The sequence below is a fragment of the Streptomyces sp. NPDC031479 genome (assembly GCF_055581065.1).
Window position 1 is genome coordinate 1 of sequence record NZ_JBVIKC010000004.1, and the last position, 20,726, is coordinate 20,726.

A 20,726-nucleotide genomic window follows, 5' to 3' on the forward strand; every position below is an offset into this window, starting at 1 on the left:
GATCTCGGCGGAGAGTCATATCCTCCCCCCCCCCTCCCCCCCCCCCCCCCCCCCCCCCTCCCCCCCCCCCCCCCCCCACCCCCCCCCCCCCCCCCCCCCCCCCCCCCCCCCACGCTCGTATGGCCGCCACCGATGATCATGTGCACGGTGCCCTTGGCGGTGTCGGCGACATCGGTCGTGGTGGAGACCGGAATCGGGGTGCGGGTATCGTTCGGCAGGGTGCCGCGGACCGGCAGCGAGGACGATCCAGTCGATATCGGTGGCGGCTCGCGCTGACTTCAACTCCCTTTCCAGCCAGCGGCGTTGTGCGCCGCCGGAGTATCCGCGCAGACAGATGTCGCCGGTGTCCACGATCGCCACGTCGTCGTTGGCCAGACTGATGAAACGGACGGCGCCGACGGTGAAGGCGTACCACAGACCACGGGTCTCGGGGTCGGTGGCGGTCGTCGCGCCCGGCAGCGTGAAGTAGGTCCGGTAACCCGTGAGGCCCAGGGGGCCGTTGCCCTTCTCGGTCTCGCCGTTGCCGACGCAGGGCATCCAGGGGCGCAGCCGCGCCGAGCGGCTGTTGCCGATGAACCAGTCGACCCAGGTCGCGACACGGTCCTCGCCGATCGCACCGGCCACACCCGCGTAGCACAGGTCGCCGTTGACCAGGTGCGATCGGCTGCCCTCACGCCTGCGAGGAACACTCTTGAACGAGGTTTCCGGCGGCCACCGCTCCCGATCCGCGCGCTCAGCCGGCTGCGGCGCCGAACCACGAGGACAGGCGCCCGAGGAGTTCCCGCTGGTCCTCGCCGACCCATGCCACGTGGCCGTCGGGCCTCAGCAGTACGGCGGGCACGTCGAGTTCCTCGCCGACGTCGATGACGTGGTCGACCCGGTCCTCCCAGCCGGCGAGCGAGAGGCGGCCGGTCCGGTCGAGCAGAAGACCTCGGCCGGTGTGCATCCGTTCGTAGAGGCGACCGCGCTTCAGTTGCAGGTCGCGCATCCGTCGGCCGAGCAGTTCGTGGCCCTCGCCGAAGTCGTAGCGGACCCCGATGGCGGTGATCTTCTCGATCAGGTGGCGGTTCACCTCCTCGACGTCCATCAGTTCCGCCAGCAGGCGGTGCACCGACTGCGGGCCCGGCTCGGTCGACATCAGCTGGATCTGCGCGCGGGTGTTGTCCAGCACGTCGGCGGCGACCGGGTGCCGTTCGGCGTGGTAGCTGTCGAGCAGTCCTTCCGGGGGCCCGGCCGACGACCGCGGCGCCCAGTTTCCAGCCGAGGTTGAAGGCGTCCTGGATGCCGAGGTTGAGTCCCTGCCCGCCGGTCGGCGGGTGGATGTGCGCCGCGTCCCCGGCGAGGAACACCCGGTCGACGCAGTAGCGCTCGGCCTGCCGGGTGGCGTCGCCGAAGCGGGACGGCCAGCGCGGTGAGTGCGCGCCGCACTGCGCCCACCGTCACAGCCGACGAAGAAGCGCGCACGCAGCTCGCTGCCGTCGCCCAGCTCGACGCTCACCCCCCGTTCGTCCGGGCTCAGCCCGACCACCTCGCAGCCGCGCCGGATCTCGGCACCTTACGAGTAGCCGCACGATAATGACGCGATCTTGATCGTGTAGAAGCCCCGCGACTTGAGTGCTGGTATTTGGCGGCCCTGGCCTACAGGATCGGCTCGTGATCAAAACCTCGGTGACTATGCGCGATCTCGTTGTCGGTGACTGCCACGCTGTACATGCCTTCGCCAGCCTGCCGGAGGCTTGCCGATACCAGGCGTGGGGGCCGAACACCGAGGAACAGACGCGGGACTTCGTCCAAGGCGCGGTGGATGCCCGGTTGCAGTCCCCGCAGACGAGATTCGTGTATGCGGCCTGCCTCGACGGTGAACTCGTCGGTATCGGCGAGCTGAAGGTCCGTAGCCTGGCCCACCGCCAGGGCGAGATCTCCTACCTCGTCCATCCTCGGGTGTGGGGGCGAGGCGTGGGCACAGCCATCGGCGGGGAACTTCTCGGCAGAGGGTTTGGGCTGAGAGGACTGCACCGGATCTATGCGACCTGCGATCCTCGCAACGTCGCATCGGCCCGGGTGCTGGGCAAGCTCGGCATGGCCCACGAGGGCCGACACCGGCACACTGCGCGGATCCGGGACGGCTGGCGTGACTCCGAAGTCTTCAGCATCCTCGACCAGGAATGGGTGCACCGGCCCGGGCCTGAATGATCGGGGTATCGGCGGTCAGGCTCCGGCAGCCGCCCTGGTGCCGGAAGGCGAAGAGCCGCGCGGGATCATCTGGAGTGTGAAGTCAAGTTGGGCCCGCGCGGCCTGCTCTGATTCTGCCCTGTGCGGGATCTTCGTGGACCGGGTGCTGGTGACCTTGGTGGTGTTGCGCTGGGCGCTGTCACACAGGGTGCTCGCGGCGCGCTGTTCGGAGTCTCGCCCTCCACGATCGGCCGGGCGGTCGCGAGGTGCGCCCGCTGCTGGCCGCTCGCGGCTTCGCGGTGCCGGATCGGCCCGGGATCAGGCTCAGGACCCTCGCGGACGTGTTCGCCTATGCCCAGGCCGAGGGGATCAGCCTGCGGATCGACGGCACCGAGGTGCAGGTACGCCGCCCGCAGGCGGGGCGGCCGGGCCGTAAGGCGTTCGTGTCGGGCAAGAAGAAGCAGAACACCGAAGGCCACGATGATCTGCGACGAGCAGGGCCGGGAGCTGTGGCTCGGGGCGATCCGCCCGGGCCGGATGCACGATGCCACCGCAGTACGCACTGAGGGCATCGAGGAGCAGCTGCGGCTGCACCCGAACGTGAAAGCCGAAGTCGATTCCGGCTGTGCCGGCCTTGCCCGCGACTTCCCCGGCCAGGTCAGCGCCCCGCCGAAGAAACCAGCGGCGGACGCCGGGCCGTCCGAGCGCAACTTCTACGACCACGCGCGCCGCTGCCAATCCCAACGGCGGATCACGGGCGAGCACGCCAACGCAGAGGTCAAGCAGTGGCGGTCGCTGCAACGCTGGACCGGCGAGCGCGACGACCTGCCCGGGGTCATCGCCGCAATCGGCGCCCTGGTCTCCGACCGCAGCGCAAAGCGCCCAACCCGCAGCAGGCCGAGCACGGAACTCGACCTCGTCCGCGCGACGGCCTGCTGATCCACGCCCAAGCCGGACGGCCAGGCCAGCACGTCCCAAGCCCTATCGTGCGGCTACTCGTTACCGAGACCGGCGAAGAAACCACCGGCCGTGACATGTCGTAACCGTCATTTGCGATCAATCAGATGTTCGACGCAGGACCAGGCAGAGGAACCCGAAGCTGTCCCGGTACCCGTGCAGCCACTGCGAACGCTGAGCGGCGGCCGTTTCCAGCACCTGTGCGCCGGCCGGATGATCTGGGTGGTCCAGGGCCCATGAGGCCAGCGAGCCCCAGCAGGCCCACTCGTAGGCGTCCAGCTCCCCGCGGGTACTGACATGGCCGTGGACGGGGGTCCATCCGTCGGCGACGACGCGGTCCACCGTGGTCGCCAGGTCGTCGAGGTCACCGAACATCTCGACGGCCGCCGGCGAAGGGGCACGCTCCCAGTACGACTCACCGATCAGGACGCGGCCGCCGGGGGCCAGGTGCTTGCGGGCCGCCGCGAGGGTGGGGAGAAGACCACCGAAGGCATGCGTGGCGCCGACGCTGATCACCAAGTCGAACGGCTGTGCAGAGACGAAGTCCACGGCCTCCCGGTGGTGGAGGACCAAGCGCTCGTCGACCCCGAGTCCGCCCGCTGCCCGGCGGGCCTGCGTCAGGGCGACTTCGGAGACGTCGACGCCCTCGGCGTGCAGGTGCGGGCGCGCCGCAAGGGCGCGCAGAAGCCATTCCGCCGTGCCGCATCCGAGGTCGAGCACCCGCTCGTCGCCCCGCGGGAGGCCGCGTTCGAGCAGCCGGCTGACCGAGTCGTCGTCGAGCGGAGATTTTATCGGGTGGCCGGTGTGGGCAATGCCGGAGATCTGTTCGCGGCTCGGCGGTGCGGCACGGGCGGTGTCGGGGAGCAGCTTCGCGGCCACCGCCGTCCCGTCGGTACGGAGCGTGCCGGCCGGGACGGCGGCGGTCGGGTCGGGGGTCTCGGACTTCTTCATCGGACGTTCTCCTCGGGGAGCGGTCGGAAGGAGAGGGGAGCGGTCAGTTGGCGGGCAGGTCGAGTTGGTATTCGTGGGTGCTGCGGTGGAAGCGGAAGCCCAGTCGGCGGTTCACGGCGAGCATGTGCGTGTTGTCCTGAGCGTTGTCGGTCTCGATCTCCCCGATTCCGGGGTGCTCGGCGCGGAGCCTGCGCACCATCTCGGCCTTGACCCACAGCCCGAGCCCGTGGCCGCGGTGAGCGTGCACCACGACGGTGTCGTACTGCAGGGCCCGGTGGGTCTCCCCGGCCCGGATGACGATCTCGGTGTACCCGGCCACCTCCCCGTCGCGGAGCGCGGCGGTCGTCAGCAGCAGGTCACCGCGGTCGGCCAGCACTTCGGCCATGGCGCGGACCCGGTCGGCGGTCCAGGCCTGGCTGCCGTAGTCCATGTCGCCGGTCGGCATGTCGTTCATCGCGTTCTTGGCCGCGGCGAACGCCCCGGCCAGCCCGTCGGGAACCGTGCCGGTCCAGCCGGCCAGCTCGTAGCCGGGGTGCTCGGCGTCGGCACCGGAATCGTCGGCGTGCGCGACGTCGAGAAGCAGGTGGTCCAGTGCCAGTACGCGCCGGAAGCCGCGCGCGGCGCAGAAGGCGCCGCTCGGTCCGTCACCGGGTGCGGCTGCCACCAGGCTGCGACGCTGCTCGGCCCGTGCCGCCTCCACGGCCGTGGCCAGCAGGTGCGAGCCCACTCCCGAGCGCCGTCCGTCCGGGGCGACGTGCAGCTCCAGTTCGGCCAGGTGGCTTTGACCGGGCGAGGTGAACAGCCGCAGCCCGGCCACACCGAGCACCGCGCCGTCGGCCGCGGTGGCCAGCCACAGCAGCCGGCGGTTGTCGCGCCCGGTGACGGTGAGTCGGGCGTGGACCTGCTCGAAGGTGGGCCGGGGCTCCTCGGGCAGATCGCCGGCGAGCGAGGCCGCCACGACCGCGTGCCAGGCGGTGGCGTCTTCGGTCGAGACCTCGGTGAGGGGGACGGCGGTGATCATGTGGGACTCCTCGGTGGGGATGGTTCGCATTCCTTCGGGCGCCGGCTGGGGCCCGGTTCGGGCGGTCTGGCCTTGACGTGTCATCGCCGGGCCGGTTCAGGCGGTCCGGCCCTGACGTGTCATCGCGTACGTTCAGGTCTTCGCGTGCTCCCAGTCGGTGTGGCGCACGAGCGGCCAGTCGATGTCGATGCGCGACGCCGTGGCCAGGTAGTTGGTGAACACGCCGAGCGCCACGTGGGCGATGACCTCGACGACGTGCCCGTCGGAGAGGCCGGCGTGCCGGGCTGCCGCCAGCTGCGCGTCGGAAACGGCTCCGTGGTTCCGGACCACCACGGCGGCCAGGTCGAGGACAGCCGCGGCCCAGGGGTCGTCGGCCTCGCCCCGCCGCGCGCGGGTGGCCTCGGCCGAGGTCAGCCCGGCCACTCTGGTCCCGCGGAACGCATGCACGGACAGGCAGTAGTCGGATCGGTTCTCCTGCGCCACCAGCAACGCGATGCGCTCGCGCACCTCCGCCGACAAGGTCCCCTCCGCGCTCAGGGCGGTAACGACGTCCACGTATCCCTTCAGCACGGCTGGGTTGTTGGCCATCACCTTGGCCAGGTTGGGGACGACTCCCAGGGCCTGGTGCGTGGCGGTGAACAGGGTCGCGGCTTCACCGGTCGCCTTTTCCGGCTCGATGGTGTGGAGTGCTGGCATGCCGGCAACCCTGCCGGTGGATCTTGATACATTCCCGATGCTTCTTCGATGCACGCGCTGGTGACCCCCGGAGTGACGGTATGCGGTTCACGATCCTCGGCCCGGTGGTGACCCTGGCCCCCGGTTCGGAGTCGCCGGGGCTGGCACCCCGTCATCGAGCGGTACTCGCCTACCTTTTGCTGCACGCCGGGGTCGCGATCAGTACGGACCGCCTGATCGACGCGATGTGGGGGCCGCTGCCGCCGGACTCCGCCCGCGCGCAGATCCAGACCACGATCGCCGCGATCCGACGGATGCTGCGCGCTTCGGGAGCCGACCGGATGCTGTCCACCCGGCCGGCCGGGTACGTGATCGCTCCCGAGCCGGGACAACTCGATCTGCACGAGTTCACCAGCCTGATCGCCCAGGCGTCGGCCACCTCTGACGACCCGCGGGACACCGTGGACCGGATTCGTACCGCCTTGGCGCTGTGGCGGGGAGAGCCGCTGGCCGACGTCACCGCCCATTACGTCCAGAGCGCCAGAACACGCCTGAACGGGCAGCGGCTGACCGCCGTCGAGCGCTTGGCCGACCTGGAACTGTCCCTGGGCCGTCACGACGACCTCATCGACGAACTGACCGTCCACGCTGCGGCCAACCCCTTGCGGGAACGTCTGTGCTGCCGGCTGATGCTCGCGCTGCACCGCGCAGGACGCCAATCCGACGCGCTGCACGTGGCCAGGGACTTCCGGGCGGCCCTGGCGGAGGAGCAGGGACTCGACCCCGGCCGCGCGTTCGTCAAGCTCGAACAGGACATCCTGCGGGACGAACCCGCCCTGCAGCCCCCGGTCGCCGTGCCGGCGAAGACCCGGCGGGTCAACTTCCTGCCCTTCGACGTCCCGGATTTCACCGGACGCGAGGGCGAGCTCGACGGGCTGGCCCGCCTGTGGACGAGCAACAACAGCGGGAGCGTGACGATCGCGGCGATCGACGGGATGGCCGGGGTCGGCAAGACGACCCTCGCGGTCCATGCGGGACACCGCCTCGCGGACCACTTCCCGGACGGGCAACTGTTCGTCGACCTTCAGGCGCACACCGCCGGTCAGGAGCCGCTCGACGTCGGTGCCGCGCTAGAGATCCTGCTGGGCCAACTCGGCGTACCCGCGGCACACGTCCCGGCATCGGTCACCGACCGCGCCGCGCTGTGGCGCTCCGAACTCTCCGGTCGTCGCGTGGTGGCCGTGCTGGACAACGCCCTCGGCGCCGACCAGGTGCGCCAGTTGCTGCCCGGCGCCTCCCACACCCTCGTCCTCGTCACCAGTCGCCGGCGGCTGACCGACCTGGACGGGGCACACGCCCTGTCCGTGGAAGTGCTGCCTGCCGCGGACTCCGTGGAGTTGTTCACGGCGATCGTGGGCGACCGGGCGGCCGCCGAACCGCTCGCCGTCCTCGACGTGCTCCAGTTGTGCGGGTTCCTGCCGCTGGCCGTCCGCATCGCCGCCGCCCGGCTGCACCATCGCCCCCGCTGGACCGTCGAATATCTGGCCGCCCGACTTCGCGACCAGCGCCGCAGACTGTCCGAGCTGGCCACGTCGGAGCGAGGCGTGGCCGCCGCGTTCACGCTGTCCTACCAGCAACTGACCGCCGATCAGCAGCGCATGTTCCGGCTCCTGGGGCTGCAGCCGGGCCGTGACATCGGCCCCGAGGCGGCCGCCGCGCTGGCCGGCCTCCCGAGCGAGGAGGCCGAGACGCTCCTGGAAGACCTCCTGGACGCCCACGTCCTGGCCCAGCACCAGCCGGGCCGCTACACCTTCCACGACCTGCTGCGCGAACACGCCCTGGCCACCGCGGCCGCCCAGGAACCCTCCGATGTCCGGCGCGACGCCGTCGGACGAATGTTCCACCACTATCTCCACACCGCGAGCACGGCCGTCGACCACCTCTACCCCGAGGGCAAGAACCGCAGACCACTCATCCCCGCACCGGCCGCGGAAGCCCCGCTCCTGCTGGACGAGGCCGATGCCATCCGGTGGCTGGACGCAGAACGCGCGAACCTCATGGCGGTCGCCCGGCACGCCGCCGAACACGACTGGCGCCCCTACCCCAGCCGACTGGCCGCCACCTTGCACCGGTACCTGCTGGGCCACGCCCACCACACCGACGCACTGGACCTCCACGGCCTCGCGCTCCGGACGAGCCGACGAAGCGGTGACACGGCCGCCGAGGCACGCACGCTCCTCGACCTCGGCGAGGTGCACTACTGGTGGCACGGCGCCTACGAGCAAGCGGCCGACTGCTACCTGCGCGCCCTGGACCTCTCGCGCGACGCCGGCGACCGGGGCGCCACGGCCCGCGCCCTGCAGAACCTCGGCACCCTCCACTCCCGGCGCCGGGAGTACGACCGGGCCCACGACCACTGCCGGCAGTCCCTCGCGCTCTTCCGCGAACTCGGCGATCGCGCCGGCGAAGCCAGATCACTGACCGAACTCGGCATCATCCACGAGCGCCGAGGGCGATTCGAGGACGCCCACGACCATCACCGCCAGGCACTCCAGCTGCACCGCGAGAACGGATCGCGCATCGGCGAGATCGTCGTCCTGAACAACATCGGGCTGCTGTACCAACGGCAGGGCCGCTATGGCGAGGCCCGGCGCCACCATCACGATGCCCTGGAGCTGAGCCGCAGCTTCGACTTCCCCGGCGACGAGGCCGAATCCCTCAACGCCCTGGCCGAAGCCGCCCGTTCCCTGGGCGACCTCGCCCGGGCCGCGGCCGAACACGACACGGCGCTGACCCTCGCCCGCGAGTCCGGCTACCGCCCCGAACAGGCCCGCGCCCACGCCGGCCTGGCGCACGTCCACCGCGACCTCGGCCGAACCGACGCCGCCCACGACCATGCCCGACAGGCCCTTGACCTGTACACCGCCCTCGCCGTGCCCGAGGCCGAAGAGATCCGCACCTTCATCACCGAGCTGCCGCCGACCGCGGAGGGGCCCGAACCGCCGGAGACGACGGGCCGGCAGCCGGTTCAGGCACCGTGACTCGGGGATGAGCCCGGTGAGCCGCTCGGCCCGCCGGTGATGACCGAACCCTGACCCGCCCGGCCAACAGCGGTTCGACGACCCGGGCCGAATGCGGGGCGTTCCTCCGGTGTCCGGAGCCCGGGTCCACTCCGGCCCGGCAGTTGGCATACTTCGTCCCCGTGGACCAGTTGATCGCAGCAGACCCGACCCACATCGGCCCCTACCGTCTGATCGCCCGGCTGGGCGAGGGCGGCATGGGCCTGGTCTATCTGGGCCGTTCCGAGGGCGGGCGCACCGTCGCCGTGAAGGTCGTGCAGGCCGAGCACGCCGGGCACCCCGAGTTCCGCAGGCGCTTCGCCCGCGAGGTGGCCGCCGCCCGGCGGGTGGGCGGGGACTGGACGGCAGCGGTCCTCGACGCCGACCCGGAGGCCGCCGTGCCGTGGGTGGCGACGCAGTACATCCCGGGGCCGGACCTGCGCACCGTGGTCGCCGAGGACTTCGGGCCGCTGCCCGACCACTCGGTGCACACCCTCGCCAACCGGCTGGCCGTCGCCCTGCGGGCCGTGCACGGGGCGGGCCTGATCCACCGTGACCTGAAGCCGTCCAACGTACTGGTCACCGTCGACGGCCCCCGCGTCATCGACTTCGGCATCGCGCGGGCGATGGACAGCCTCACCGGGGACAGCCTGCACACCCGCACCGGCATGCTCATCGGCTCCCCCGGCTTCATGTCCCCGGAACAGGTCCGCGGCCGCGAACTCACGCCCGCCAGCGACGTCTTCTGCCTCGGTGCCGTCCTCGTGTACGCCTCCACCGGACGGCTCCTCTTCGGCGCCGCCGACTCCGGACTGAACGCCCACCTCTTCCGGGTCGCCGAGGAGGAACCGGACCTCACCGGCGTTGCGCAGCCGCTGACCGGGCTCGTACGCGCCTGCCTGGAGAAGGACCCGGCCGCCCGGCCCACCCCCCAGGAGATCGCCGACCGGACGGCGGTCGAACAGGCCGGGGAGTGGCTGCCGGGCACGGTACTGGCGCAACTCGGCCGCCGCGCCGCCAGGTTGCTGGACTGGGCCCCCGAGACACCCGCTGCGGAGCCCGCCGCGCCGCCGGACCCCCGCCTCCCCTCCGTGCCGCGCCAGCACCAGCCGGTCCCCGCGCCGCCGCCCCCGTTGGCGCCCCCGTACGCGCCCCCGTACGCGCCCACGGCCCCGGCCGCGGCGCGGTCCGTCCCCGCGGAGGGCTTCGGGCCGCCCCCGACCGCCCTCCCCGACCCGGCCGCCCCGCACCCCAGACGTTGGTGGGGGCTGGGCGTGATCGCCCTGACGCAGCTGCTGGTACTGCTCGACGTGATGGGTTTCAGCTCCGCCCTGCCGACCGTCCAGGCCGATCTCGGCTTCGCCGACGACGCACTGAACCCGGTCACCGCCTACGTACTCGCCTTCGCCGGGCTGCTGCTGCTCGGCGGGTACCTGTGCGACCTCGTCGGCGCCAAGCGGGCCCTGATCACCGGCATGGCCGGCTTCGCGGTGGCCTCCGCGCTCTGCGGCTCGGCCGGCGACTCCGGCCTGCTGATCGCGGCGCGCGCCCTGCAGGGCGCGTTCGCCGCCTTGCTGACACCGTCCGCGCTGTCCCTGGTGTCCACGGGTTTCACCGACCCGAGGGAACGCGCCCGGGCCTTCGGGATCTACGGGGCGGTCGCGGCCGGCGGCGGGGCGCTCGGGCTGCTCGCGGGTGGCTGGCTCGCGGAGCTGGCGTCCTGGCGGATGTCGCAGTACGCCTCCGTCCCGCTGGCGGCGCTCGCGCTGACCGGCGCGGCCACCCTGCTGCCGGGCCGCCCGCCCGGCGGCGGTGCCCGCCCCGACCTGCTCGGCGTGCTGCTCGGTTCCGCCGGACTCGCCGCCCTGGTCTACGGCATGGACGAGGCCGGGCGGCTCGGCTGGACCACTCCCCCGGCCCTGGGCCTCCTCGCGGTGGGCGTCCTCCTGCTCGCGGCCTTCCTGTGGCGGCGGACCAGGACGTCCGGTGCCCCGTCGGCCGGGTACCTCGGCGGGGACCGCGACCGCCTCGGCTGCGCCCTGGCGATGAGCCTGACCGGCGCAGGGTTCCTGGCGCTGCTCCCCACGCTCACCGGCTACATGCAGTACGTCTTCGGATACGCCCCGGGCATGACCGGGGTGATGCTCCTGCCGCTGGCCGCCGCGGCCGTCCTCGCCGCCACACAGGTCTCGGCGCGCCTCCAACACCGCACCGCGCCCCGCGTGCTGATCGTGTCGGGACTGGTCACCGCCGCCGCCGGGACGCTGCTCCTCGCCGCCCTCGACTCCGGCAGCGCCTACGGGCCCCATGTGGTGCCCGGCATGGTCCTCGCCGGTTTCGGCAGCGGTCTGGCCTCCGGACCCCTCTTCGCCACCGCCACCTCCGGCGTCGCCCCGCAGCACTCCGGCGCGGCCTCGGGGGTCGTCGTCATGGCCCAGCAGGTGGGCGAGTCGATCGGCGCGGCACTGCTCGTGACCCTCATCGGCGCCCGTCTGGCCGCTTCGTCGGAGGAGAACCAGTCCGAGCAGCTGATACACGGCTACACCGACACCCTCTGGTGGGCGGCCGGCGCCCTGCTGCTGGCGGCCCTGGCCGCCGGCCTGCTGGTCAGGGCCGGGGCACCCAGTACGGCCGGCGTCAACGCCCGGTGACCGGCGCCCCCGGGCCTCCGAGACCCAGTCCATCGCCAACGGACGCGCCGCCATGCAACTGGCGGCGGTGGACAACCTGTCTGCCGCAGATGCCGCGAAGTATCCCGGTGACGTCATGGATCAATTCGGGCTCAGCTCGAACCATGCGGGGCGCGCCGCCGATGTCCTCGCGTCCGGTGCGAACGCTGCGTCTCTCAGGCGGCGTGTGCAGCCTCGGGAACGAGCCGAAGACAGCTGGCGGTGCCTCCTGGGCTGCCGGTCAGGGCGTGTCCGGCCAGCGGAAGGGACGGGATTCGCCGGGGGCGAGCCGCATGGCCAGGGCGTCGGTGAGGACTTTCCCGGACCGGGGCTCGTCCGTCGTCGTCGCGGGCGGCTCGATGCCGGTCGCCCGGTAGAGGCGGATGCGGTGCACGGCGAAGGCGTCGCAGACGTGGGCGCAGTAGGCCTCCGTCCCGGAGCGCAGGGCCCTGTTCGCGCCCCACGCGCAGACGGCGCAGAGCGCGACCCAGAGGGACTTCGCAACGAGTCCGGGCAGCAGGAGGCCCCACCCGGCCGCGGCGACCGCACAGATCAGGGCCTGGGTCCTGCCGAGCACGCGGGTGGCCGAGGCCATCAGGCGGTCACGGGCGGCCGTGTCGAGGCATTCGACGAACGGACCCCAGCACACCGGCAGCTCGAAGCCGTAGTCGCGCCGGATCTGCTCGCAGACGCCGACAAGTGCGTTCCCGACCGAGGTCGGCCGCAGGTCCGCCGCGCGCCTGGGGTAGTGGGACCAGCTGCGCAACGCCCGGTCGCGCCGCCAGGCACTCTGCGCCTGCCAGGTGACCTGCGCCTGCGGATCGTAGCGGGCCGGCGCGGCAGCCGCACGGCTCCGGGCGTCGAGTACTGCGCGGCGCCGTGCGTGCCGGGCGGTGCGGTGCCGCGCGTACGCGACGACCGGGGCGGACGTGCCCCACCTCCCGGCCAGCACCTCCAGCACGGGGGAAGCGACGGCCGAGAGCGCGACACCGGACAACAGCACCGCCGCCGCGAGCGCGGCCGCCAGCACGACGGCGCCGGGCGCTCCCTGCTTCGCGACCTGGCACCCCGCCCGCGCCAAGTACCCGGGCTTCGCGCAGGCGTGTCCCGGGCCGCCGCGCTGGTGCAGGTGGATCAGGGCCCCTGAGAGCCACAGAAGCAGCAGGGGCCCGCTCATCGAAGCCGTCCAGCGCTTGGCGAGCGGCTCCACCATCCCCTTGACGAGATCACCCACGGGGCAGCACCGGCTCGAAGGCCTGGTGGGGGTGGTCCGGACAGCAGTCCTCGTCGTACGGGGCCTTCGCGTCGCCGGTCGTCTCCCGCGCGCACCCGGGCTCCGGGCACTTCCAGGCGTACTCGGCTCTGCCCGAGCCGGGGAGCCTGCCCAGGATGGGCTGACGGACCTGCGTACCGGGTCCCGCCGGGCGGAACGCGACCCGGTCCTCCGGGCCGGGCCCGCGTGCGGCGTCACCGGGCAGCGGCAGTCCCCGGCCGTGGTGGACGAAGGCCGCCCAGCGCGCCGGGTCCTCGGCCCGGGTCCGGGCCGCCGGGCCGCCGCCGGCACCGCGGCGTCGGGCACGCTCCAGCATGCGCAGCTGCGCTTGGCGCAGGGCTTCGGCGGGCGCGAGTCCGTCGAGGTTCAGGAAGTGGTGGTACTCGGTCATGAGCTGCGCGGTGTCGGCGTCGCCCACGGCCCACAGCGACCCCACGACGGCCGCGGCTCCGCGCGAGGCGAAGGCCGTGGCCAGGCTCAGGGCCTCGTCGTAGCGGGCGCCGGGTACGGCCGTGGCGCATGCCGAGAGGACGACGAGGCTCCCGGGCCCGGGGCCCGTCGCGCGGGTGCCGTCGGCGAGCAGCCGGCCGGCGCTCAGGCGCTGACCGCCGGCGAGCAGCAGGTGCGAGTCGGCGGCGGGCACGCAGGTCCTGGCGTGGCAGGCGAAGTGGGCCACCGGCGGGCGGGGGCCGCCGGCACCGGGGTGCAGGGCGTCGAGGACGGCCCGCGGAGTGGCCGGGCTGCTGCCGGGCTCTCCCGAGCTGCCCAGCCGCGTTCCCTTGGCGTAGTGCCAGCGGTGGATGTCGGCCGCCTCCCGGCGGGCGTGGGGAAGGTCGCGGAGCGGGTCCATCACGACGAGGCCGCCGCCGTCGAGAGGGGCGAGGGTGCGAGCGGCGAACCACTCCAGGGCCCGGGCGGACGGCGCGTAACTGATACCGAGGTCTTCGAGGGCGTACCGGTGGCCCCGGGTACCGTCGGGCAGTCCCACCTTGCGCCGCGCGGCGTGCCAGGGGACGAGGCCGAGCACTCCGGTGGGGACGAGCACGACACGGGGGACCCCTCTCCGGCCCACACCGTCCTCTGGGACGAGGTGACCGGCCAGGTCGCGCATCGCCGCCGTCCACGCCCAGTCGCAGACGGCCCGCAGGGCCCGCCCCCAGCCGGCCGGGCCGCTGCGGGGGTACCGCAGAAGGTGGTCGTGGGCGCCCACGAAGGTGCGCAACGCGTCGGCCCCCACATGAAGCGAGGGCAGCCGCAGGGCCGAGACCGGGCCGGCCCGGTGCAGCACCAGCGCCCAGCCGGACCGCTCCCCGTCGCCGGGGAGCAGGTGCACCACAGCGTCCGCGCCGATCTCCCGGCAGAGCTCGGCCGTCCTGTCCTGCGTCGTCGTGCCCGTGAAGTCGCCGACGACGGGGTCGGTGTCCGCGGCACCGGAGAGCGCTTCGAGGACGAGGGGACGCAGCTCCGCGGGCACCGGGGCGTGGGCCGGAGCGGCCGAGCCGGCAGCACGCAGGACAGCAGCGCCCCCGGGGGCCTCTCCGCGCGACGCCGGCTCCACGGCCCGCAGCCACCGGGCACGCAGCCCGTCCAGGCCGAGCGAGCCCAACTGCCGTGCGACCGGAACCGTTTCGGTGGCGGCGCGCAGGGCGAGGGCGCGGGCGGATTCGACGACCGCGAAGGCACGGTCGGGAGCCCCGTCCTCCAGGAGCCAGGCGGCCAGCTCGCAGGCCGCGTCGAGGTTCCGGCGGGCGGACCGGTGGGCGTGGCCGGGATCCGGCTCGGCGAGGAGCTCCCAGAGCCGTTCGTCGAGCGCCTGGCGGGCGAGTTCGCCGCCGCCCGCCGGATCCCCCAGGACGCGCCGCAGGCGGGCGCGTTCGAGGAGGACGGACGGGTACGCGTCTGCGGCGGCCACCGCGCGCAGCCGGTTCGCCAGCTCGCCGAGCCTGGCGTCCAGCGCGTCGGCCCTCGCCCCACGCAGGGGCGGGTCATCGAGGAAACGGCCCAGCCGGCGCAACGTCCCGCAAAGGAGTACGACCGCTTCGGCCTCCAGCTCGGGGGCCGTCCCGGCGATCCCGCCCGCCTCCTCGAACAGCTCCGCCGCCGAGGTCAGCGAGTCGATCCCCATGCCCGGGAAGAGGGCGAGGAGCGCCCGCCCGAGACCGACCAGGAGGAGGGCGTACGCGGGTGTTCCCGCGCGCGAGAGCCGTCGTGCGACCGTCAGCAGGTCGTGCGCGGCCTGTGCGTCGGACCGGACGCCGAGCGTCTCGTGCCGGGACAGGCAGTAGGCCGCCAGGTCGTGCAGTGCCCCGGGCAGCAGCCGGCGGTCGGGCAGCTGCCCGACCCCGGCGATGCCGTCGGCCACGGCGCCGTCGAGGGCCTCGAGGTCCCCGCTGCGCAGGAACTCGGCGTGCAGCGCCGCCGCCCGCTCGGAGGCCCACCGAGTTCCGCCGAGCAGCGCGCGGGAGGCGCGGAGGTCGTCGGCCGCTCCCGTGAGCTCGTGACGGCGCAGCAGCGCGGCCCCGAGATGGGAGCGCAGCTCCGGCGTGTCGGGGTGCTCGGCGGGGAGGCGGCGGAGGGACTCGCCGAACGCGTGGACGGCGTTCTCCACGTCCCTCGGCGCGCCGAGGGCGTCGTAGCGCATGCAGAGGGCGTTGCCGAGTACGGCCTGCCAGGTGGCGGCACGGTCGCCCACCGGTGCTCCGGTCCGGTCGAACACGCTTGCCGCCATGGCGTGTTCGATGGCCGGGCCGAGATCGGAGGAATCGCCCGAGCGGACGAACCGGAGGGAGAGGGCGCGGGCGAGGTCGCCGTGGGCGGTGTCCTCGAGGCTGTCGGGGGCGGCGAACCGTACGGCCTGCTCCAGCAGTTCGACGGCCTCGTCCAGATCCTCCGGACCTGACGTGCGCTCGTACCGCGTGAGCAGGATCAGGCCGAGGGCGGAGCGCGCCCGGCGCAGGCGCAGCCGGTCCGTGCCGTCGCGGAGCTCGCTGCGGCATTCGGTCTCCAGGGTCCGCCGGTCGGTGTCGTCGTCGGTGTCCGCGTCGGAGGATCCGTAGCGGGAGAGCACCACCGGGGGACACACCCGGAAACCGGCCGGGCCCGAACCGTCCGCCGCGGCCCTCTCGGGGGTGCCGTCGAGGAGGCTCCGGGCGAGTCCGATCAGCTCGGCGTCGTCCTCGCCCTGGTACGCGTGAGCGGTGTCGTCGAGAGCCCGGCTCACCATCAGGGACTCGTCCGCGACCTGCCACAGGGGCCGAGCCTCCGTGCCCGGGCGCAGGACCAGGGCGGTGACCGCCTCGGCGGGGGGAGCGCCCGGGCCCTCGGGGCGGGGCCGTGCCGTCACGGTCTCCGCCACCCGCAGGGCCAGGGCGGCCCACTGTTCGGCGGGGGCGTCCCGCGGCGGGATCACGGAGGGACCCCACAGGCCCAGGGCCAGCCGCTCGATCGCGGCGTACACCTCGTCACTCACGGCAACAGCCAAGCAGGAAACGTGGCGCCGCGCGGGGTGTTCGGCCATGTTGTTCCGATGGCCGGCATACCCGCACCGCATGGTGGGGCCGCGACGGAGAGCGCGGCGGGTGCCATGGATACGGACACGGCCGCAGCCCGCCTCAACGTCCTCCGCCGGGTGGCCAATTCACCGCGGTCGACGACGCCGGCAGCGGGCGGCAGGAGTACGAGCTCGACCCGGCCGGGAGGGTCACCGCGGTCCGTGCCGCCGACTGGACCGGGACGTCGATGAAGACCAGCCGGTGCTTTGCACCAGCGCCAAGAGCTCGCTTCCGCGGCCTGGACCCCAGCCTTGCCCGGTGCCGTTCGTGCCATGACGAGCCTACCTCGGCCACGGGTTCCGCGATCACAACGGGCGACAGCCCGGTGATCCTCCGGTCTCGGTGATCGCCGCACGAGAACCGTTCCCCCAGTTCCGGCCAAGTGAGTGGCGGTGCCGGGCGGTTGGCGGTGACTCCGCTTCGAGATGCCCGAGGGGACATTATCGAACATACCCCTGATGGGTCGTCAGGTTGGTGGCGGCAGGTCCGCGGGGGCGTGGAACATGGCCGTGGACTACGCGGCCGCCCGGTGCAACAAGGACACCTCGACCTGCTCGTGGTCCACGACCGGCCAGACACCGCCGTTCACGCTGCCGGAGATGTGCGTCTCACCGATCTGGTTCAACGACACCTCGACCACGATCCCGTGGGAGTTCTCGCTGAACACCTCCACGGGGTGGAGCAACACCATCGGCTTCAAACTGGGGGGAAGCCTGTCTGCCAGTGGCATCGGTCTCGCCAAGCTCACGCTCGAAGTCACCGCCGAGGTCAACGGTGCGACCACGGTGGACCTCAAGCAGGAAATGGGCAACAAGCTGACCGTGACGTGCCCCCACGCCAGTACGGGTGGGTCGCGTTGTCCGAACTGGCCGCCAAGGCCACCGGAACCTGGACCTTCGACACCCAAGGCTTCCCGTGGACCGCTGACGACACCATCACCGTGCCCCTCAAGTATGACGTCAACGGGGGCGCCAGCATCTACAGCGCCCGCACCCGGGCGACGTTCACCAACTGCGCCGGAACCTAACAGCGCCGGGTTCGGCCTGGACGCGGTGGCCCGACCAGGGCCGACACGCCGCGCCCAGGCCGGTGGTAGCCGAAGGGGTGCTCCTGGAACCTGGTTGAGGGGGTGTCAGCGGGCGCGCGAGGCCGGGACGGTGGCCGGGAACGGTGGTGTGACCGGGGCGGCGGGCGTGGTCTCCGGTGGAGCGGGAGTGCGGTGCAAGCTCTGCAGCACTGCGCTGATGTGCCGGGCCTGGGTGTCGCGGACCGCGGCGGCCTCGCCGATGCGGCGGGCACGGTCGTAGATGTGGCCTGCGCCGTAACGGCATTGTCGGCTATTGAGGTTTGGGCGTGCTGACCTGGGGATTCGGCTGGTGGGGTGAGTCAGCAGGCCGTCATGCTGACGAGCACGAGTTCGGTGCTCGGCTTGTGGCGGGTGGCCCGTCGGGCGGCGCGGTCAGAGACCAAGGTGGCGATGGCCCGATGGGTAGCCGGATAGTGCTCGCGGCGCCCGAGGAATCCTTGCAGCGGGCGCCACTGCTTGTGCTCGGCGTTGGCGTGCTCGACGCAGATCCGCCGTGAGGACTGGCGGCGTCGCTGCTCACGCCAGGCGTACCGCTCGCCGAGTGGGGCATCGTCCTTCGGCTTCTTCGGCGGGGCGCTGATCTGGTCGGGGAACTCGTTGGCCAGGCCCCGGTAGCCCTCGTCGACCTCGGCTTTCACCGTCGGGTGCAGGCGAAGCTGTTCGGCGATTCCCTCGGTGCGCATCGCGGTCTGATCGTGCATCCGGCCGGGCCGGTCGGCTCCGACCACAGGGTGCGGCCCTGGCCATCACTGATCGTGGTGGTCTTCATGGTGTTCTGCTTCTTCTTGCCGGAGACGAACGCGCAGCGGCCGGGTCGATGGGCCTTCGGGCGGCGGACCTGGGTCTCGGTGCCGTCGATCCGCAGCTTGATCCCCTCCGCGGCCGCGTAGGCGAACACGTCGGCCAGGGTCCGCAGTCGCAGGCCGGGCCGGTCGGGGACGGCGAAGCCGCGCTCGGCGAGCAGCGGGCGGATCTCGCCGATGGCCTCGGTGACGGTGGAACGGCCTACGTCGTACAGCTCGGCGAGTGCGGCGTGCGGGAGCTGAGTGCGCAGGTGGATCAGTGTGACCAGCATCCGGTCGGTGAAGACCAGCTCGTGCTTGCGTCCGGCCCCGGCGGCACGCCGACGGTCTCCGCCGCATCGCTCCTGCAGCGCAGACTCCCGTCGCGTCTGCCATGCCGGGGCCAACTCCTCGATCAAGCCGCCGAGATGTGCACGGGAGATGCCGGTGAAGGCAGCATGGGACAAGGCCGCACGGGCCCACTTCGTCTGCACAGCCGAAGAACTTGTGCGGCCCGCATCACGTCACGCCTGGTGTACTTGGTGCCGACCGGTCAGATCAGCTCCTCGGCAAGCAGATCCATAAGCAGTCCGTCCTGCCAGGTGCCCGTCCGGTGGTCGCGCCAGTAAGCGCGCATGATCCCCACGGGCTTGAACCCGACCTTGCCGTAGCTGCGGATCGCCGCGGTGTTGGCCGCGGCGGGGTCAATGGTCAGCCGATGATGGCCGCGTTCGTGCACCAGCAACCGAGCCAGGGTGCGTACGGCGTCGGTGCCGAGTCCCTTCCCGTGATGGCGCGCTGTCAGGAAGATATCGATGCCGGCGTGCCGGAACTCGGGGTCGGCTTCTTCCTCGAACTGGATCGCTCCGATGACCTCGCCCTCGAAGACAACGGCGAGCATGCCCTCGAAGTCGTCCGGGGGCGACCACCACGCCGCGACTTCCGGCTCCCGCACGATCCTGTCAAGGACCTCTCCATCGCCGACGGCCACCGGTCGCAGCACGACCTTGTCCCCACGCAGCTCCATGCCCCTCAGTATCCCTGGGAGATGGAAGCGCGCTCAGAAGCATGACTCGCTCAATAGCCGACCACGTCGTAACGTCCGACCTCGCGCTCGGGGTCGATCAGCCTCCGCAGACGCCGGATCTGGAAGTCGACCGCGAGGGGGAGGACGGGGCGAACCAGCTGCACCGGCCCCCTGGGCGGCGCGCCTGCCGAGCGGCGACCGCTTCCACCGTCCGAACACCGGAACCGGTGTGACCGTCCGGCTCCCGAGCCGCCGCAGTCAGGCCGAACACCCGGGGCCGCCGTCTAAGGCACCGGTGGCCGAGACGGACGTATGCCGGCCGGCCGGCCAGGTCGGTGGTCGGTCGTATCACCGGCCAAGCACATCGGTTTCGCCCCGGGGAGCTGCGACGTCAGCCGCTCCAGCCGGGTTGGCGAGTGTGTCGACGCGGCCCGCAGCAATCACCCTTACCACTGTCCACATCGCCCAAATCGCCCGCAAGTGAACGATTCGCGCCTGCTGGTGGCCGGCCGAGAGGAATCGCCCGCCGTGCCCTTCACCCTCGCTTCCGACTACTGCGGTGGCCCCGACACGGGCTGGGTCCGCACCGACACCCTGCAGCACACGGCCCCCGCGCTGATCGGACGCGACCTGACCGTGCAGTCGGCCGTCGCCGTGTCAGGAGCGGCCTTCGCCTCCGCGATGGACACCCAGACGATGTTCATGGAGCGGCTGCTCGCCCTTTCCAACGTGCGGCTGGGCACCTGGGTCCCCAACCCGCTCTACCTCGCGGAACTGGCGAAGTACGGGCCCTGCCGGATCATGCCGCGGCTACCACGGGTACGGCGGCTGCGGTACCAACTCCAGGAACTCGTGGGCTGGTACTCGGATACCACTCCCTTGCTGCTGTGCACGGACGGCGGGCACTTCCACAATCTCGGTCTGGTCGAAACGCTCCGGCTCCGCTGCCGGACGATCTACGTCATCGATTCCCCAGGGGACACGCCGCCGCTGGCCACCACCCTCGCGCAGGCGGTCACGCTCGCCTACGAAGACCTCGGAGTGAAGATCACCTTCAAGGACGAGGGGCAGAACCTGCTGGACCTGGTACCCGGCAGCGCCCCACCGCTCCCGCCCGAGACACCGATGGCGGCGCTGAACGCCAGGCTCTCCGCCACCAGCGTGGTGCGCGGCACGATCGAGTACCCCGAGCCGGTCGAGTTCTCGCCCGGCACACCGGCCGACACGAAGGGGACGATCATCTTCGTGAAGGCCACTCCGACTCCCGACATGCCGTACGAGCTGCTCAGTTACGCCCTCAGGGAGAAGGCCTTCCCCCGCCAGCCCACCTTCGACCAGTGGTTCGACCATGCCCAGTTCGACGCCTATCGGGAGCTCGGACACCGCATCGGCACCCAGGCCCGGGAAGTGCGTGCTGCCAGGTGACATCGGAACGTCCATCCTTGGCGACATGGGCCGTAGCAGTGGCCTCCAGGGGCTCCGGCTTCCTGACCGGCTGTCCA

At 72.3% G+C, this 20,726-nt stretch carries 13 protein-coding genes and 2 pseudogenes; 6 read left to right on the top strand and 9 right to left on the bottom strand.

The window, feature by feature from the left end:
* Positions 1–733: 733 nt before the first annotated feature.
* A pseudogene (locus ACZ5D2_RS06460) lies at positions 734–1,555 on the bottom strand (FAD-dependent monooxygenase); the annotation flags it as partial.
* Between the two features lie 98 nt (positions 1,556–1,653).
* On the opposite strand from ACZ5D2_RS06460, the gene ACZ5D2_RS06465 reads away from it, so the two are divergent.
* Positions 1,654–2,193 carry a GNAT family N-acetyltransferase gene (locus tag ACZ5D2_RS06465; RefSeq protein ID WP_371680350.1) on the top strand — a complete coding sequence of 180 codons (540 nt, stop codon included), beginning with the start codon at positions 1,654–1,656 and terminating at the stop codon, positions 2,191–2,193.
* Positions 2,194–2,652: 459 nt separating this feature from the next.
* The gene (locus ACZ5D2_RS06470; protein ID WP_468927602.1) at positions 2,653–3,111 is read left to right on the top strand and encodes a transposase family protein; all 459 of its coding nucleotides are present in this window, start codon (positions 2,653–2,655) and stop codon (positions 3,109–3,111) included.
* 117 nt (positions 3,112–3,228) lie between these two features.
* Here the strand turns inward: ACZ5D2_RS06470 and ACZ5D2_RS06475 are convergent, their stop codons facing one another.
* From ACZ5D2_RS06475 to ACZ5D2_RS06485, 3 genes are all read right to left on the bottom strand, one after another.
* Positions 3,229–4,080 carry an SAM-dependent methyltransferase gene (locus tag ACZ5D2_RS06475; RefSeq protein ID WP_371680348.1) on the bottom strand — a complete coding sequence of 284 codons (852 nt, stop codon included), beginning with the start codon at positions 4,078–4,080 and terminating at the stop codon, positions 3,229–3,231.
* A 43-nt stretch (positions 4,081–4,123) separates the two neighbouring features.
* Positions 4,124–5,101 (bottom strand): GNAT family N-acetyltransferase, encoded by a 978-nt coding sequence (locus ACZ5D2_RS06480; protein WP_371680347.1) that lies wholly within the window; start codon positions 5,099–5,101, stop codon positions 4,124–4,126.
* Between the two features lie 132 nt (positions 5,102–5,233).
* Positions 5,234–5,797: a carboxymuconolactone decarboxylase family protein gene (locus ACZ5D2_RS06485; protein ID WP_468927607.1), complete on the bottom strand. Its 564-nt coding sequence runs from the start codon at positions 5,795–5,797 to the stop codon at positions 5,234–5,236.
* An 80-nt stretch (positions 5,798–5,877) separates the two neighbouring features.
* Here ACZ5D2_RS06485 and ACZ5D2_RS06490 point away from each other — a divergent pair, with 80 nt between their 5' ends.
* Both ACZ5D2_RS06490 and ACZ5D2_RS06495 read left to right on the top strand, forming a co-directional pair.
* Positions 5,878–8,817, top strand: coding sequence for an AfsR/SARP family transcriptional regulator (locus ACZ5D2_RS06490; RefSeq protein WP_468927610.1), 2,940 nt, complete (start codon positions 5,878–5,880; stop codon positions 8,815–8,817).
* Positions 8,818–8,867: 50 nt separating this feature from the next.
* Positions 8,868–11,486: an MDR family MFS transporter gene (locus ACZ5D2_RS06495; protein WP_468927956.1), complete on the top strand. Its 2,619-nt coding sequence runs from the start codon at positions 8,868–8,870 to the stop codon at positions 11,484–11,486.
* Between the two features lie 259 nt (positions 11,487–11,745).
* Here ACZ5D2_RS06495 and ACZ5D2_RS06500 read toward each other — a convergent pair whose 3' ends face one another.
* The 3 genes from ACZ5D2_RS06500 to ACZ5D2_RS06510 form a co-directional block, all read right to left on the bottom strand.
* Positions 11,746–12,738 carry a hypothetical protein gene (locus ACZ5D2_RS06500; protein ID WP_468927612.1) on the bottom strand — a complete coding sequence of 331 codons (993 nt, stop codon included), beginning with the start codon at positions 12,736–12,738 and terminating at the stop codon, positions 11,746–11,748.
* Entirely contained in the window at positions 12,731–16,246 is a 3,516-nt protein-coding gene (locus ACZ5D2_RS06505) for a CHAT domain-containing protein (protein ID WP_371680343.1), read from the bottom strand. The genes ACZ5D2_RS06500 and ACZ5D2_RS06505 overlap by 8 nt, the downstream gene beginning before the upstream one ends.
* Positions 16,247–16,842: 596 nt before the next feature.
* Complete coding sequence (locus tag ACZ5D2_RS06510) at positions 16,843–17,019, bottom strand: hypothetical protein (RefSeq protein ID WP_371680342.1); 177 nt, start codon at positions 17,017–17,019, stop codon at positions 16,843–16,845.
* Positions 17,020–17,154: 135 nt separating this feature from the next.
* Between ACZ5D2_RS06510 and ACZ5D2_RS06515 the strand changes: the two genes are divergently transcribed.
* The gene (locus ACZ5D2_RS06515; RefSeq protein ID WP_468927617.1) at positions 17,155–17,355 is read left to right on the top strand and encodes a hypothetical protein; all 201 of its coding nucleotides are present in this window, start codon (positions 17,155–17,157) and stop codon (positions 17,353–17,355) included.
* 359 nt (positions 17,356–17,714) lie between these two features.
* On the opposite strand, the pseudogene ACZ5D2_RS06520 reads toward ACZ5D2_RS06515, so the two are convergent.
* Both ACZ5D2_RS06520 and aac(6') read right to left on the bottom strand, forming a co-directional pair.
* Positions 17,715–18,691 (bottom strand): annotated as a pseudogene (locus tag ACZ5D2_RS06520) (transposase).
* Between the two features lie 59 nt (positions 18,692–18,750).
* Positions 18,751–19,224 (bottom strand): aminoglycoside 6'-N-acetyltransferase, encoded by a 474-nt coding sequence (gene aac(6') / locus ACZ5D2_RS06525; RefSeq protein WP_371680340.1) that lies wholly within the window; start codon positions 19,222–19,224, stop codon positions 18,751–18,753.
* 480 nt (positions 19,225–19,704) lie between these two features.
* On the opposite strand from aac(6'), the gene ACZ5D2_RS06530 reads away from it, so the two are divergent.
* Positions 19,705–20,649 carry a hypothetical protein gene (locus ACZ5D2_RS06530; protein ID WP_468927620.1) on the top strand — a complete coding sequence of 315 codons (945 nt, stop codon included), beginning with the start codon at positions 19,705–19,707 and terminating at the stop codon, positions 20,647–20,649.
* The last annotated feature ends 77 nt before the right edge of the window (positions 20,650–20,726 follow it).